The sequence below is a fragment of the Belliella pelovolcani genome, assembly GCF_900156785.1.
Lineage (GTDB): Bacteria > Bacteroidota > Bacteroidia > Cytophagales > Cyclobacteriaceae > Belliella > Belliella pelovolcani.
Genome location: NZ_FTOP01000001.1, coordinates 345394 through 361705, shown reverse-complemented (window position 1 = coordinate 361705; position 16312 = coordinate 345394). Strand labels below are relative to the sequence as shown.

Sequence of the window (16312 nt, the reverse complement as noted above, 5' to 3'; positions counted from 1 at the left end):
CTTCGAATATAGAAGAAAAAATTTATAATCGAAAAATTAGGCCTAATTTTTCGATTATATTCTAAATATTTGGCCTAAAATTAAGAATTGAAATTTATTTCATTCAAATAAACTCAAGTTTTAATATCTCCACTTATTCGCCAAACTTACCAAATGTAGCATTACTGGGACTTCTACAAGCACACCCACGACAGTGACCAAAGCAGCTGGGCTGTCCAAGCCAAACAAGGCAATGGCTACGGCCACAGCCAGTTCAAAGAAATTACTCGCACCAATCATGGAAGCTGGAGCACATACTGCATGTCTAAGCTTTAATTTCCTTCCTCCAAACCAAGCAATGAAGAAGATAAAGTAGGTTTGAATAATCAAGGGTACAGCAATCAGTAAGATGATCAATGGATTATTCAGGATATTGGGTCCTTGGAAGGCAAAAAGCAAGATCAAGGTCAGTAATAAGGCAATGATGCTTACCGGTTTGAATTTGGGCAGGAATTCATTTTTAAACCACTCCTCTCCATTTTTGGCAATCAGGCTTTTATTGGTAATGACCCCTGCTATCAATGGAATCACCACAAATATCACTACAGAGGCCACCAGGGTTTCATAAGGTACAGTCACATTGGTAATGCCCAATAGAAAACCTACCAATGGCACAAAGGCTACCAAAATGATCAGGTCATTGACAGAAACCTGCACCAAGGTATAGTTGGGATCTCCATCTGTCAGGTAAGACCAAACAAATACCATAGCGGTACAAGGCGCCACGCCCAAGAGGATTGCACCTGCAATATATTCACCGGCCATATCCGGTTCGATGTAAGCCGAGTACAATTGGTCAAAGAAAATCCATGCGAAAAAGGCCATGGTGAAAGGCTTGATCAGCCAATTGATAACCAATGTCCAGATCAATCCCTTTGGCGCTTTGCCGACTCCTTTGATGCTTCCAAAGTCAATCTGCAACATCATGGGATAAATCATCAGCCAGATCAGAATGGCAATAGGTAGGTTGACATTGTAGATTTCCAAACCCGACAAGACCGAGATATCATCTCCCGCCAAATGACCGATCAGAATCCCCACACCTATACACAAGGCAACCCATAGGGTTAAATATTTTTCGAAAAAGGCGATCTTCTTAGTATCAGACATTTTTTTTCAATTGATATTAAAGGAAATAGTGTAGAAATATGATTGAAATACTGTAGATATATTGTGGAAATATATAAGAAATAAGATTTCACTATACTCCGAAGAGCATATCCCGAATCTATATGCTCTCGGGACCTTCCCTCAAGCTTAGGTTTCTATTTATTTCTCCGAAAACATATTTCACGAAGTATATTTCTACTTTATATCGCCGTAGGCATATTTCGCAAAGCATATTTCTAATTTATTTCGCCAGCGGGGTATTTCTACTTTATTTCTTATGAATTTTTGAGAAAACGAATAGCATTTCAGAGGCAATCTGCATAGACCTTTTATCATACATTTCAGCTTCCTGATCGGTGTCGTCAAATGCTTTTGGATCTTCGTAGCGAACGGGAATTCTGGCTTCAGCGCCAGGGATAAAAGGGCAATTTTCATCAGCATGTGAACAGGTCATCACAGCGGCGAATCCATCAGGAGCATTGGCGGCATCATCATATACCTTGCTGAAGGTTACAATTGGGGCCTCTTCCTCTGAATAAAACACAAAGTATTTGGGATTGCCATCACCTTTTTTGCTGACCTTGAATCCAAATCTTTTGATCGAAGCCACCGCCCTTTCATTGAAGGCTGTGACTTCCACACCTCCTGAAAAGGAGTTGATGTCTATGCCAAAAAAGGCTGCAGCTACTTTCCCCCAGATTTGCGAAAACTGGCTTCTTCGGGAATTGTGTGTACAGATAAAATTCAGGTTGATTTCCTGATTTTGATCGGCTTTCTGCTGAACATAGTCAATCAGAACTTGAAGTACGGCTTTGCGTTCTTCGCTAATCGGCAGCGTCTGCGCTTGCTCGATGTGGGATTTGAGAGTGGGGTATAAGTTCATAGTGTATTGTACCAAGTACCAAGTACGAAGTACCAAGACTGCACCTTACTTGGTACATGGTACTTTGTACTTCGTACAATAAATTAACAGCATCCCGATCCAGGTTCGCAGCTATTTGCTGACTGGAGAGAAGCAAGTGAAACTCTGATTTTTGGCTTTTCCGAAACAGGTCCACAACAAGCAGCAGCTTTTTCTTCAGGAGTAGTAGCTCTGTCTTTTGCTTTACAAGTTGTTTGGTCAGGTGTGAGTTGTACGATCAGGGCATTTCCGCTATCCTTTATATTGTGAACTGGAAGTACGGCGGTAGGGAACACAGCATTGCCATATTCGAACTTGATCTCTGCATCGGGATAGGTTTCCCTCACCTTATTGACTACATCAAAGATCTTCATGGCCTTGCTTGTATCCACAGCATGATCCGGCTCAGGAACTTCATTTTCCCAGAGTTGGATATGCACTTCTGACCATTGGTTGCGGATTCCTCCACAGTCTACTGTATCGAAGTTCACGTTTTTGATTTCCGTAATGTGGTAGTCCGTTCTGACATATTGCCCAGACTGGTATTCAAAAAAAAGGGCCTTTTCAGGGTTTTCTTGAAGGATTTTGGTGAATTCGGTTGTTTTCATAGTTTGTATTTTTTGTACCAGGTACCAAGTATAAAGTACCAAGACTGCACCTTACTTGGTACTTGGTACATTGTACTTCGTACAATTCCTAACAGCATCCCGATATCTTAGGAAAACCGCTGAATAAGTCCTGAAATAGGTTTTGCACTTCTGCCCATCGAATGGGGTCAATACAATAGTTCACTGAAACACCTTCTATACTTCCTTTGATCAGCCCGATTTCCTTGAGTTCACGGAGGTGCTGGGAAATGGTTGCCTGCGCCAATCCCAGTTCTTGAACCAAATCTCCATTGATACATGAGTTGGCTTGGATCAGGTATTCAAGGATGGCTACACGTGCCGGATGCGCAAAAACCTTGGCTACTTTGGCCAGTTCGTTTTGCTTTTCTGTGAAGAGATCTGTTTTGGTGACACCCATGGTGGAAGATAGAATTTAGAAGGATGAAGTATGAATTTAATTACATCGCAATATTACGATAAAATTTTATGTCTATAAAAAATTAGCTTGAATTTATAATGAAATTAAGCGGCCTTTCTCATTAAGAAAATGTTAGATAAAATCTATTATTGGCACGTGTATGTGTTTACCCACCTATATGCCTTTTATAAGTAAAAAAAACCATTTTCATCAGCTTTTATATAATAATTCAGGTAAGTTTATAATTCCGAAGAGTTCTATAATAAAATTTCAACTTAATCATTTAAGTTTAACTTTAATAATAACCTGATTTTCAGATAATCCAAAAAAAGGCTCGCTGTTTAAGCTTTCATAGTCTGAGTTTGTAAGAAAAGAATATAGATATTCATTATCGATAAAAAAAGGTCGCTTAATTATTTGATAACGCCCTTTTAAAAGGTCAAGCTTATCGTTCGCTTTATTATAAAAAGCAAGATTTTCAAAATCATCATCTCCCCACCATAGGAAAAATAATAAATCATCATTTTCAATAAAATTACCGTTATGATAATGAGGTAATTCTTGCATCATACGCATTCGCATATCCATCAAAGGAAGATTTTTTATATCTCTTGAAACTTTTTTCTCACCAAAATCAATAAAATATTTAGGAGTGAATTTTTTTTCAGAAACATTGTAAATCGTATCATTTAAAGACTTCGAAAAAATGAGATCATGACCTGAAGAGTAAAAATCCCCAGCAGTTTTATTTTGATCTGTTTTGGAGAAATCATTAACTCCTTTGTATATAAACTCACCTTTTTCTAAATCAAGGATACCCGCTAAATAATCCATTTCATTTCCAGAAAATTGACCGTCAAAATGAACTGCAATAGTACTAGGAGAAAGAAAATGGATAGATCTTGCTTGGAAATTTATAGGTAGCTCTCTAAGAAAACTTCCGTTTTCCAATGAATAAAAAATAATTTTTCTTTGATTTTGATCTAAAATCGCAATCTGATTTGTAGAAGGAATTAAACTGATATCAAATGGCAATACATAATTACCTAACCCATCTCCTTTATTACCAATTTTAAATTGGAATGCTCCACTTTCGTCAAACTTATAAACTTCATTAGAAATGTTTTTATCGGAAATTATAAATCCATCCCTTACTTTTAAAATTTTGTCAATGTTGCCAATTATACAATTTTCACAGAATTCCAAAGGAATAAACAATGTATCAGTAAAGTAATTAGTTGTATTTGAGAATTCCGCTTCCATAGAAATTCTCTTAATTCCGTCTTGATTTACTTCAGTGTTTTTTATTGAGCAAGAAAATAACAAGACAATTACAATAAGAATACTCGGCGATTTTAACATAATAAAATTAAAATATGAAATTAGGATCAGATAATTTTTATCTGATCCTAAAGATTTAATTTAAGGTTTCTTCCTCCTCTTCCTCACTAGGATGAGAAATACAACAAATTGCCGCATGTGCCTCATCGCAAACTAACTCCCATCTACCATTTGGTCCACCATAACTTTGATTTCCCGTTGAATAATGGCCTGGATTACAATCTGCCATGACTGTTTCCGTATTTAACAATACAAAACTTGTCAGTAATAAGATTGATGTTAAAATAAATTTTAATTTTTTGAGCATAGTTTTATGTTTATTGAAATGATAAATGATTTGACTTATGCTTAAAGTAAGTAAGTAAGTAAGTAAGTAAGAAGCAAGAAATTAGTTTAAAAGTTTTTAATTTTTGAATACTCTTGAGTGACTAATATCACGATTCATTTCTATCAAAATGTAGAGATTTGCTACTTCAAAAAAAATGAGTATGCGAAGCTTTATATATGTCATTTTCCTGATAATTCTTGCTGTTTCCTGTAAATCAGAGCAGTTAGACCAGCATCTAGAGAATGTTCCGAAAGAGAATCTGCTAAATGTACTCTTGGCAGGGAATGAGCGATTTTCTGAAGATCATCCCATTCACCCAGATCAGACATTGGCTCGCTTGAGGGATCTTTCTGTAGGTCAGCATCCTGTGGCAGCTATAGTCAGCTGTTCGGATTCTAGGGTGCCACCAGAATTGATTTTTGATCAAGGTTTAGGAGATTTATTCGTAATTCGAAATGCCGGGAATATTGTTGGAGATTATGAAATTGGAAGCTTGGAATATGCCATTGAGCATTTGGAAGTTCCTTTAGTCATTATATTGGGCCATACGAAGTGTGGTGCTATTGGTGCGTTTGTAGATCATGACCATGACCATTCACATCATTACTCCGAATACATCCAAAAGATCATAGATTTTATAGATGCTGAAGAGGAAGAAAAAGCACTTTCTAGAGATTTACCTGATTTTTATGAAAAAGCCATAGAAGCTAATATAATGCATGGCATTCACGAACTCAAAAACAAAGTCCCATTGGTCAATGAACTGATTGAAGCTAAGAAATTAAGAGTCGTCGGCGCTATATATGATGTGGATACAGGGAAAGTATCTATACTAGAAGAATAAAAGAGGGAGGGCTACCGTAGCCTTCCCTCTTTTTTAATTATTTTGAGTTTTAGAAAATATGACCAAAGCCAAAGAAGAACTGACCTCCCTCTCTACTCTGGGCATAGTCTAAACGTAATACAGTCGATTGGTTCCAGGCGATTCTTCCTCCCACACCTGGAGCTCCTCTGAAATTATTGAGCTGAACATCGCTCAATCCTTCCCATACAGTACCAAAATCATAGAATGGTGTCACCCCAAGTGCAAAATGCTGATTAAAGGCATTGAAATCGTACAATCTCGCACGCATCTCCAAGTTGACCAAGCCAACTGTAGGAGCCATAAACCTAGCTTCTCTATAGCCTCTCAGTGACCTACCACCTCCAAGAACCAAAATCCCTCCGGCTTCAGCCTGTGAGGACAGATCCCACATTTCGATAAAGTTGATATTTGGGCCGAAGATATGCCCAAAGGCCGCCAAGCCTGCGAAAGTCAATCTATTTCGATTGTTTTTCCATCGGTGGAATGTATGGATAACCTGTCCCTGCACCATGAACTTGTTGAAGTTGAAGTCAGAGCCCAACCAAGGAGCAGAATACTCGTGGGAATACTGTAAGAAAACACCCTTAGAAGGATCTGGTTCCAAATCTCTGGTGTCATAAATCAATGCTGCTGCTAGCATAGAAGTAAATTTGAAGCCATCGGAGAATCCAGACAGGTTAAACCTATCCCATGTCCCGTCATTGATTTGTTGATTGACTAAGGTCTGTCTTTGAACGGCCTCGACTTCTGTGCCATCTGGCAGAAAGGCTTCTTCAGCTATACGGCCTGTATAATCTTCAAATGCAGTAAACAAAGCCTCATATCCAAACATTAAGCGCAGCTTTCCCCCCATTTCTACCCTTTCACCAAGTGCATTGAAAAGCAATTCTCTTTGGATAAATTGATTGTAGTGAGTGTCCGTCTGAAGTCTGCCGCCATTACCGGGTACCGCGATTTTCAGATTTTCTTCGTAGTCATTTACTCTGTTGAACTGTCGGACTCCTCCTTCAGCTCCTGCTGATTTATCCTGAAAACTCAGGTTATTGAGTGATTCCCGACCTATACCCCAATATTGGGCATTGGGGTCTTCCCAGACTACTGCATCGGCGCGAAGTCTCCACTTTGAATTGAAGATATAGGGTACATCCAAGTTTACAGCCGCCTTGATCCTACCATTTTCGAATACAAAGAATTCTGTGTTGATGCTGTAACGGTAAGGGGTATAATAAAAGAAAGGATCTTCTTTAGTCTTATTCTGGAAGAAAAACACATTTCCACCCACTCCAAATCCACGGATAGGATCAAATTCAAACCTTGGCAAGCCTGTCACAAAAAAACCCTCCTTTTTGTTGAGGATATCTTCTCGGGATAGCTTCTTTTCATCAGACAGGTCAAAGGGTAAGCTGATGGTGTCTAGAATGGCTAAACGGTCAGTGTTTTTGTGAGCTTCTGGATCTCTAGTACCAATTGCAGCTTCTTGCGCGGAGGCCATCCCCGCTAATAAAAGCAGGTATAGTAGTGCTAATTTTTTCATATCTTGTGGTTTTATGAAATTCAAAAAAAGGCGGGTCTCAAATAGGTGTTTTTAGTTTTAATTTGAGAATACAAAAATACTTCTGGTTAATGCAAAGCTTAATTGGAGGACAATTAGAAAAAAATTAGAATTCTATTAGAATCTACAAGATGACCGTGAATGTACTCCCTTTACCAACTTCAGAATCCACGAAGATTTTTCCCTCGTGAAGTTGGATGATTTTCTCTACCAAGTAGAGGCCTATACCTGATCCTTCTGAAAGCTCTCTACTGCTCCCCCTAAAAAATGGTTTGAAAATGTCATCCAATTCATCGATTGAGATTCCTACTCCTTGATCTGAAAAGGAGATATGACATTTTTTATCTATTGAGGTGATATGGACTTTGCAGGAGTTGTTTTCTGAGTATTTGCAAGCATTTTCAAGGAGGTTTCTGAATGCCGTGCTAAGTAAGTAGCTGTTGCCATTGATCGTAATAGTTCCTTCATCGATACTTTCGTCAAGATCCAGTTCAACTCGATAGTTAGCATGATTCCTTTGTAATTTTTGACTGGCTTCTATTAGACATTCATCAAGCCTTACTTTTTGAAAATTCACCTCTGCTTTGTCATAACTAGCTTTGGCTAAATCGAGAAATGATTCAGAGAGTTGCGCAATTTTTTTGGAATCTTTCAGGACTGTTTCAAGTGTTTGTTGATAGTCCTCTGCCTGACGAGGTTTGGATAAGCTAAGCTCTACTTCACCAATGATGATCGCTAATGGAGTTCTGAACTCGTGGGCCAGGTAGGAGACAAATTGCTTTTGCGATTCGAAAGATTTTTCTAATCTTTCGAGCATAGCATTGAAAGTTTTTGCCATGGTTCCTATTTCATCATTTCCCTCTTTGAGTCTAAGGTCAAGGTTGCTAGCAGAGATTTTTCTGGCTTCCTCAGACATTTTGGATAGTGGGAGCAGAGAATTCTTAGAGAAGTATTTTCCTGTCATGAAAATAACAACCAAACCAATGATAAATGTAATCATCATGGTAGAGCGTAAGTTATTTAGCTTACTAAATCCATAGCCGTCAAATGCCGCAGCAGTCACCAAGTAATCCATTCCTTTTGAATGATGTACTATACCAATCACTTGCCAATCTTCCTGAGTAAATTGAATCCTCTTGGCATCGAGAATCTCACTCAGCATCTCTGGAGTCTCTTTGACAAAATCAATGTCTACAGCATCGTGGTAGATCAAGTTATACTGGTCATCATATATGGCTGTCTCTACCTCATAGAGGATTTTTCTATTGTTCCTGTAGATTGTTTGTAGGGTGAATGAATCCAGCTGTGTCTCTATTAATAAATTAACCTTGGTAATGGCTTCTTTTTCTAGAATATTATAAAATTCATTTGCCCTGTTTTTTGAGGCAGAGAGGTATACAACTAGCATAAAAATGCCTAGAATCCCAGCGCACACTGCAGTGAATAGAAAAGTTATCCTTTGTTGGATATTCATTGGTTTGTTAAAATAAAGCCCATACCAGGTCTTGTGTGAATCAATTTTTCTTCAAAAGGTTTATCTACTTTTTTCCGAATATAATTGATGTATACATCAATGAAGTTCGTACCTGTATCGAAATTGACACCCCAGACCTCCTGGGCGATTTCTTCTCTTGAGAGTACTCTATCAGGGTTTTGGATCAAATAAGAGAGTAAATTGAATTCCTTTGGAGTTAGGGTAATTTCCTCCTCTTTTCTAAAGGCCTTTTTGAGCTGGAGGTTTATTTTTAGATCTGCATATGCTATGGTCTCTGGCTGTTTATAGTTACTTTTCCCCTTAGTTCTTTTAAGTAATGTTTTGACCCGAGCCAAAAGTTCTCTGAAATCAAATGGTTTTACCAGGTAATCATCTGCTCCAGCATCGAAACCCTCTACTTTGTCATCTGTCGTCCCCAAAGCAGTGAGCATAATGATGGGGACTTGAGGGTATTTTGCTCTTAGCTGTTTGGATAGCTCCAATCCATTAATTTTGGGTAGAATAAGGTCTGTAATGACGAGGTCTGGGTGATAGCTTTCGAACAATTTGAGTCCAAGTTCGCCATCATATGCAATCAATACCTGCATCCCTGACTCTTCGAGACCTCTCTGAAGGATAGAAGCAAGACGTACATCATCTTCAATAACAAGTATTTTTGCAGCAGTCATGCCTTAAAGTTAAGGAAGAACGATGGGAGTTGGAATTAGAAATGTATTATAAAACAAAAAACCTCGTATTTCTACGAGGTTTATGTACCAGGAGCGGGAATCGAACCCGCACGGCCGTGAAGCCACAAGATTTTAAGTCTTGCGTGTCTACCAATTCCACCATCCCGGCTTCACTCTGACGGATGTCTGAGCTACTTGTAAACAACAAAGCCCTTATTCAAGGGCTTTTGTGAGCGAAAGACGAGATTCGAACTCGCGACCCCGACCTTGGCAAGGTCGTGCTCTACCAGCTGAGCTACTTTCGCTTTTGTTATTTTGAGACTTTGATCTTGTATCTTCGTCTTTTGTGTGTGCAAAGGTATAGCAGTTTTCTAAATTTGCAAAAGGGGGAATCAAAAAAAATCAAATATTTTTACTTCTATTCGCTGTAAGATTGATTTTCAGCTGATTAATTCATCCTTGTGTTGAGCAAAATTTTCACCATTTCAGCCGTTGTTTTAGCATTGAGCTTTTTTAGGATATTTTTTCTATGGGTATTGACTGTGTTTTTTGAAATATTCAAATCATTGGCAATATCTATCGAACTTTTTCCCTCCAAGATCATATCCGATATTAAACTTTCCTTTCTGGTTAATTTGAAATTGATTGTTTTTGGCTCTCGCTTACTCGCATGGATTTTATCTCCGTCTTTGGAAGTGTAGGAGTAGCTCCAGTCAAAATTACTGACTTGCGGAGGAGTCGTCAAGAGCAGTAGAACATGAAGATCAAATACCACATTCTTGTTCCTATCGATCAAATAGGGTCTTACTTTGCAAGCAAACCATTTGATCTCTTTTGTATCTCTATGCACCCATCTCACCATATAGGTAAATTCGAAGGTATCCATTTCTTCCCTGCTGAGTTCTTGAAGAAGGTCAAAAACGATTTTTTGGAATTTGGCCAACTCTGGCACATCCTCAGGATGTAGCATGCTGAGAACAGCTTCCATGCCTTTTTTTCTAAAAAAAGAACTTGGATATCCCATAATGTCCTCCACATTATCTGTAAAAAATGCCAGACTCAAATCCCTATAATCAATACAGCCGATGATGATGCCCTCTTTCATACCCATGTTTTGGCTGAGTATTTCTAAGTCTTTGAGTAGTTTATCTTCATCAATGTCAGTCTCCGTAAACTCTCGTTCCTTCCACTCTATAAAAAAATCAGAAAACTTTCCTTGCTTTCTTAGCCGATCCCGTAAAAAACTATCCATATGATTGATACTCCTTATTTATTAACCCTCCAAACTATAACCAAAAAGTCCCAAATACAATTAATTCTCAAGTTTTTTCTTGATTTCATTGAGTTTGATTAAGGCCTCTACAGGTGAAATGGTATTGATGTCAATTGCATCGAGCATTTCCTGTGCTTCTTTGAATTTAGGGTCTATTTCGAAAAGGCTCAATTGATAGTTGTTTTTGGGCATTTCCTTGATCTTTTCTTTCTGTTCATTTAGAGATTTGTCTTTTTCCAAGTGAAGCATAATTTCAGAAGCCCTCAGCACTACAGGATTTGGCATGCCGGCCATTTGTGCCACATGTATACCAAAGCTATGTTCGCTTCCTCCTTCTTTGAGTTTGCGCATGAAAATTACCTTGTTGCCAACTTCTTTGACTGAGACATTGAAGTTTTTGATCTTTGGGAACTCTTCTGCTAGTTGGTTGAGCTCGTGGTAGTGGGTGGCGAATAGTGTTTTAGCCCTACTTTTTGGATGATTGTGCAGAAATTCTACAATGGACCAAGCTATGGAAATCCCATCATAAGTGGAGGTGCCACGTCCAATTTCATCCATCAAGACCAAGCTTCTGTCTGAAAGGTTATTTAGAATACTCGCAGTTTCGGTCATTTCTACCATAAAAGTTGACTCTCCCTTTGAAAGGTTATCTGATGCTCCTACTCGAGTAAAAACTTTATCAATAATTCCGATTCGAGCATAAGAAGCTGGAACAAAGCTTCCCATCTGAGCCATAAGTACAATCAAAGCTGTCTGTCTTAGCAAGGCTGATTTACCAGCCATGTTTGGCCCGGTGATGATGATGATTTGTTGGGTTTCATTGTCTAAGTAAATGTCATTGGGTACATATGCTTCACCTGCAGGAAGTTGTTTTTCGATCACAGGATGGCGTCCATCTTTGATTTCCAATGCATCTGTATCGGATATTTTTGGTCTAGAATATTTATTCAATCTTGCTACAGTTGCAAAAGAAAGCAAGCTATCAACCGTCGCTAAAATTCTTGCGTTTTGTTGGATTTGTGTCACATACTCAGAAGCATCCTGTACCAGTGCCAGGAAATATTTCTGCTCAATTGCAATCATTCTCTCTTCTGCATTGAGAATTTTTTCCTCATATTCTTTAAGTTCTGGTGTGATATACCTTTCAGCATTAACCAGAGTTTGCTTTCTGATCCACTCATTGGGTACTTTATCTTTATGTGCATTGGTCACCTCAAGGTAGTAGCCAAAGACCTTATTAAAGGCAATTTTTAAGGAGCTAATTCCTGTGCGTTGTACCTCTCTTTGTTGGAGTTGGACGAGATAATCTTTTCCTGTATTGGCAAGTCCACGATATTCATCCAGTTCAGGGTCTACACCATCCTTGATAATATTACCTTGGTGGGTTAGCATTGGAGCATCTTCTTGAAGCTCTTTTTCGATTTTCTCTAGCAAAAATTCACAGGAATTGATCTGATCTGCTATCTTTTTCAAAGAATCATTGGTAGCGTTTCTTAATTGATCTTTGATTGGAAGGGTATTTTTAAGCGCTTTCTTCAGCTGATTCATTTCTCTTGGGTTGATTCGCCCAACAGCTACCTTTGAAATCAGCCTTTCTAAGTCACCAATATGCTTAAGGTGGGATAATATCTCTTCGGCACCTTCCTGTTCTGTGTAAAAGTGCTCTACAATTTTCAACCTTTCTTCAATGGGCTCTTTCTCTTTGAGTGGAAGTACCATCCATTTTTTCATCATCCTTGAACCCATAGGTGTGACGGTATGGTCTAAGATGGAAATCAAAGGGATGCCACCATCTTGCTGAGGGTAGACGAGTTCTAGGTTTCGAATGGTAAACTTATCTAGCCATACATACTTCTCTTCTGCTATTCTGGAGATTTGAGAGATATGTTTGACGTCCTTATGCTCGGTTTCCTCTAGATAGTATAGAATTGCTCCAGCCGATATGATGCCATGATCTAGATTTTCAATCCCAAATCCCTTTAAGTTTTTGGTTGCAAAGTGATTGGTGAGTTTTTCATAAGTGTAATCATACTGAAAAACCCAATCCTCACAATGAAAAGTAGAATAATTGTCTTTCAGCATTTCAGCTGCTCTTGCTTTTGCTGCTTTGGAGTAGATGACTTCAGATGGGGTGAAGCTCTGAAGTAGTTTTTCAATGTAGGACTGAGAGCCCTCAGCACACATAAATTCACCGGTAGAAAGGTCGAGAAAAGCAATTCCAAAGGTTTCTTTACCAAAGTATATTGAAGCTAGGTAGTTATTTCTTCTTTTGTCTAGGACATTGTCATTGAAAGACAAGCCTGGTGTGACCAATTCTGTCACCCCTCTTTTGACGATTCCTTTGACTTCCTTGGGGTCTTCGAGTTGATCACATATCGCAACTCGATTGCCAGCTCTCACGAGTTTGGGGAGGTAACTATCTAAAGAGTGGTGCGGAAAGCCAGCTAACTCTATGTGAGATGCTGCCCCATTGGCTCTTTTGGTCAATACAATGTCTAATACACGGCTGGCAGTGATCGCATCTTCTCCAAATGTCTCGTAAAAATCTCCAACCCTGAAAAGTAATAAAGCCCCTGGATGTTTTGCTTTGATGGCATTATACTGCTTCATCAATGGGGTTTCTTTTACTTCTTTTGCCTTCGCCTTGGCCATATGCTCCCTGAATTAAATCTTTGTGCTAATTTTGAATTGCTTGAAAGCTTGAAATTATAATATAAAGAAAGGTAAACAAAGCCCGATGAAAAAATTAAGCATGGAAGAGCTCAGCAGGCTCTCAGTAGAGGAGTTTAAGGAAGTAAAAAAAAGTCCAATCGTAATAGTTTTAGATAATGTGCGTAGCCTCAATAATGTCGGCTCAGCTTTCAGAACATCAGATGCATTCTTGATCGAGAAAATTTACCTCTGTGGGATCACCGGTACTCCACCCCATCGCGATATACAAAAAACCGCCCTTGGAGCAACGGAATCGGTTGACTGGGAATACAAAGAAACTACCTTGGAGGCTTTGGAAGAGTTGAAAGAGAAAGGTTTTGAAATTTGTAGCTTCGAGCAAGTGGATAGGAGTATCAAGTTGCACGAGTTCGAAGCATTGGCTGATAAGAAGTATGCCTTGGTATTTGGTAATGAGGTCTTTGGGGTGGAGGAGGAAGTGATTGAGGCCTCCAATCATGTCATTGAAATTCCACAACTTGGAACCAAGCACTCTCTCAATATTTCAGTGACTTTGGGAATAGGGTTGTGGGACTTTATGAGTAAAATGAGGCTTTTAAAGAAATAGTATTAAATTTCTTTTCCACAATACTTGCAGAATGCAGCATCCAAGTCAAGCCCTTTGCTTTCGCAATTTTTGCAAGTTTTCCCTTGCTTTTTCTTGCTTTTGGTATTGGCTATGGCAAGTTCTGACGTAACGATACCTGTGGGTACGGCAATGATTGCATAACCCAAAAGCATGATAACAGAAGCCAAAAATTTACCTAGAGGAGTCAAGGGTGTTATGTCACCAAACCCCACTGTAGTCAGCGTCACAATGGCCCAATACATAGACATTCCTATACTGGTATATCCGCTTTCTGGACCTTCCACTATAAACATAAGTGTGCCTGCAATCAATACTATGGTCACAACCGTTCCTAAAAAAAGTTGGATTTTGAGTTTACTTGCTTTCAAGGCTGACTTGAGGACCTCCGCTTCTTTCATGTATCGGCCAAGCTTGAGGATCCTCACAACTCTAAGTAGCCTCAATGCCCTGATCACCACTAGAAACTGTGTGCCCGCTAAAATTAGACTCAAAAAGGTAGGTACTATGGCCAAAAGATCTACCAGTCCATAAAAACTAAAGATATATCCCCATTTTCTTTTACTGAGCCAAATTCTCAATCCATACTCTACAGTAAAAAGTCCTGTAAATACCCATTCAAGGATCAAGAGCTCTCGATGGTAGTCACGGTATATACTGGGCTCAGAATCTAAAATCACCACGATAAGACTTCCCAGAATCAATATCAGAATGGCTAAATCAAAATTTTTGGAAGCTTTGTCATCATGTTCGAAGACGATATGGGCAAGTCTTGATTTGGAAGGCAAAATAGGCATTGTGGTTCATAATAAGTGAAGTGTGAATTTAATAAAAATGGCCGACGAAACGAATGAGATCCATTTAGACCTGTCAGGTTTTCAAAACCTGACAGGTCTGACACTAGATCACAGGGTCAAAAAATTCAAGCCTTACGGCCCTACTCAAATTCCTAGCCCGCCCCGACTTCTGATTCACTTCTATGAATTTCTGCATGCTCAGGCTGATAAGAAAACCGAAATTCATAACCTACTCATCCCCTTCTTCATCAATCTAGATATTCTATATCATCTTTGATATTCCAGCCTTGGGTTGAATCCGAAACTTGTTTTTATATTAGAGATGGAAAAACCGGAGCCAAGCTTGGAGTTGCGCCTCGATTAGATATCAAAAATTGGGTATTCTTTGTGCCCTTCTATCATTTTGATACAACTGATGAATGGCTTTGGTCTGTAGGTGTTGGGTTTAAGTTTCATAAGAAATAATAGTTTCTCGCAGCGGTCGCAACGGTGACGCAGCGATCGCAGCGAGGGAAAACATAAATTAACAGTTAAACCCACGTTTCGATCGCTTCGAGTCTCTTTGCGCTCGTTGCGTGAAACAATTAAAAATCTTCGATACCGTACGTACGGTACCAAAGGTTAAAACAATGTACCATGGAAATCATCATCATCTCCCTCACCGCTTTCCTAGTAGCCATCCTGACTTTCTTTTCAGGTTTTGGCTTGGGAACGATATTGACTCCGGTGTTTATGGTATTTTTTCCGGTTGACTTGGCGATAGCCTTGACTGGCGTGGTGCATTTTTTCAACAATATCTTCAAACTCTTTTTGGTAGGAAGAAATGCGGATAAATCAGTATTGATCAGATTTGGGATCCCTGCGGTAATTGCTGCTTTTGCGGGTTCCTGGGTGCTCTTGAATATCACTGACCTGGAATCGCTCTTCAGTTATGAAATGTTTGGCCGAACCTTTATCGTCGAGCCTGTGAAATTCATCATCTCTATATTACTGATCATTTTTGCTTTGATGGACTTGACCCCCTATTTCCAAAACCTAAGCTTCGGCAAGGAAAAACTCCCCATAGGTGGTACTCTGAGCGGATTTTTTGGAGGATTATCTGGAAATCAGGGAGCGCTGCGTTCTGCATTTCTGATCAAAGCAGGACTTTCTAAGGAGGCTTTTATTGGGACGGCGGTAGTGGTATCAACATTTGTAGACTTCACCAGGCTCAGTGTCTATGCGACCCGATTTGCCCAAACAGACCTTATTGACAACATCCAACTGGTAGCAATAGCCACACTTTCTGCAATTGCCGGAGCATATTTGGGGAATAAGCTTTTGAAAAAAGTGACCTTGAAGTTTTTGCAGGTTACCGTTGCCATCATGTTGATTTTGATCTCTCTTGCTTTGGGAGCAGGGTGGATTTAGATTTTTTCACGCTTAGGGTTCTCAACGCCTCTTTTTTTTAGCTGGACATTTAATTGATAACATTTGAAATTGAAGATTTAGCCCATTGTTGGCTGCTTATTAGATCCATTCAGTTATGCATAAAGATTTAATGCACTTATAGATATCATAGAAAAAATCAATCAATATTTATTTGGATTTAATCTAAATAATGTGACATTTGTCATGTTATT

The 16312-nt window shown here is 39.0% G+C and carries 16 protein-coding genes and 2 tRNA genes; 4 read left to right on the top strand and 14 right to left on the bottom strand.

Features of this window, described 5'->3' with window-relative positions:
- Positions 1 to 120 precede the first annotated feature (120 nt).
- From arsB to BW935_RS01675, 6 genes are all read right to left on the bottom strand, one after another.
- Positions 121 to 1149: an ACR3 family arsenite efflux transporter gene (gene arsB / locus BW935_RS01700; protein WP_076497931.1), complete on the bottom strand. Its 1029-nt coding sequence runs from the start codon at positions 1147 to 1149 to the stop codon at positions 121 to 123.
- Positions 1150 to 1417: 268 nt separating this feature from the next.
- The gene (locus BW935_RS01695) at positions 1418 to 2032 is read right to left on the bottom strand and encodes a low molecular weight phosphatase family protein (RefSeq protein WP_076497928.1); all 615 of its coding nucleotides are present in this window, start codon (positions 2030 to 2032) and stop codon (positions 1418 to 1420) included.
- Positions 2033 to 2115: 83 nt separating this feature from the next.
- Complete coding sequence (locus BW935_RS01690; protein ID WP_076497926.1) at positions 2116 to 2658, bottom strand: DUF6428 family protein; 543 nt, start codon at positions 2656 to 2658, stop codon at positions 2116 to 2118.
- A gap of 88 nt (positions 2659 to 2746) precedes the next feature.
- Positions 2747 to 3076, bottom strand: coding sequence for an ArsR/SmtB family transcription factor (locus BW935_RS01685; protein WP_076497924.1), 330 nt, complete (start codon positions 3074 to 3076; stop codon positions 2747 to 2749).
- A 279-nt stretch (positions 3077 to 3355) separates the two neighbouring features.
- On the bottom strand, positions 3356 to 4339 hold the full coding sequence (locus tag BW935_RS01680; protein ID WP_245802620.1) for a 6-bladed beta-propeller: 984 nt from the start codon (positions 4337 to 4339) through the stop codon (positions 3356 to 3358).
- A 154-nt stretch (positions 4340 to 4493) separates the two neighbouring features.
- Positions 4494 to 4724, bottom strand: coding sequence for a hypothetical protein (locus BW935_RS01675; RefSeq protein ID WP_076497919.1), 231 nt, complete (start codon positions 4722 to 4724; stop codon positions 4494 to 4496).
- 181 nt (positions 4725 to 4905) lie between these two features.
- Between BW935_RS01675 and BW935_RS01670 the strand changes: the two genes are divergently transcribed.
- Positions 4906 to 5589 carry a carbonic anhydrase gene (locus BW935_RS01670; protein WP_076498157.1) on the top strand — a complete coding sequence of 228 codons (684 nt, stop codon included), beginning with the start codon at positions 4906 to 4908 and terminating at the stop codon, positions 5587 to 5589.
- Between the two features lie 49 nt (positions 5590 to 5638).
- Here the strand turns inward: BW935_RS01670 and omp85 are convergent, their stop codons facing one another.
- From omp85 to mutS, 7 genes are all read right to left on the bottom strand, one after another.
- Entirely contained in the window at positions 5639 to 7144 is a 1506-nt protein-coding gene (gene omp85, locus BW935_RS01665; RefSeq protein WP_076497916.1) for an Omp85 family outer membrane protein, read from the bottom strand.
- Between the two features lie 142 nt (positions 7145 to 7286).
- On the bottom strand, positions 7287 to 8636 hold the full coding sequence (locus BW935_RS01660) for a HAMP domain-containing sensor histidine kinase (RefSeq protein WP_076497913.1): 1350 nt from the start codon (positions 8634 to 8636) through the stop codon (positions 7287 to 7289).
- On the bottom strand, positions 8633 to 9325 hold the full coding sequence (locus BW935_RS01655; protein WP_076497910.1) for a response regulator transcription factor: 693 nt from the start codon (positions 9323 to 9325) through the stop codon (positions 8633 to 8635). The genes BW935_RS01660 and BW935_RS01655 overlap by 4 nt, the downstream gene beginning before the upstream one ends.
- 85 nt (positions 9326 to 9410) lie before the next feature.
- Positions 9411 to 9494 (bottom strand) — tRNA-Leu (locus BW935_RS01650).
- A 63-nt stretch (positions 9495 to 9557) separates the two neighbouring features.
- Positions 9558 to 9630 (bottom strand) — tRNA-Gly (locus tag BW935_RS01645).
- 143 nt (positions 9631 to 9773) lie between these two features.
- A complete protein-coding gene (locus tag BW935_RS01640) occupies positions 9774 to 10577 on the bottom strand; it encodes a LuxR C-terminal-related transcriptional regulator (RefSeq protein WP_076497907.1) in 804 nt (267 codons plus the stop codon).
- Between the two features lie 60 nt (positions 10578 to 10637).
- A complete protein-coding gene (mutS, locus tag BW935_RS01635) occupies positions 10638 to 13250 on the bottom strand; it encodes a DNA mismatch repair protein MutS (protein WP_076497904.1) in 2613 nt (870 codons plus the stop codon).
- Between the two features lie 85 nt (positions 13251 to 13335).
- On the opposite strand from mutS, the gene BW935_RS01630 reads away from it, so the two are divergent.
- Positions 13336 to 13875, top strand: a complete 540-nt coding sequence (locus BW935_RS01630) for an RNA methyltransferase (RefSeq protein ID WP_076497902.1) — start codon at positions 13336 to 13338, stop codon at positions 13873 to 13875.
- 2 nt (positions 13876 to 13877) lie between these two features.
- Here BW935_RS01630 and BW935_RS01625 read toward each other — a convergent pair whose 3' ends face one another.
- Positions 13878 to 14690, bottom strand: a complete 813-nt coding sequence (locus BW935_RS01625) for an ion transporter (RefSeq protein ID WP_076497900.1) — start codon at positions 14688 to 14690, stop codon at positions 13878 to 13880.
- 37 nt (positions 14691 to 14727) lie between these two features.
- On the opposite strand from BW935_RS01625, the gene BW935_RS01620 reads away from it, so the two are divergent.
- A complete protein-coding gene (locus BW935_RS01620) occupies positions 14728 to 14967 on the top strand; it encodes a hypothetical protein (RefSeq protein ID WP_076497898.1) in 240 nt (79 codons plus the stop codon).
- A gap of 359 nt (positions 14968 to 15326) precedes the next feature.
- On the top strand, positions 15327 to 16100 hold the full coding sequence (locus tag BW935_RS01610; protein WP_076497894.1) for a sulfite exporter TauE/SafE family protein: 774 nt from the start codon (positions 15327 to 15329) through the stop codon (positions 16098 to 16100).
- Positions 16101 to 16312: the final 212 nt, after the last annotated feature.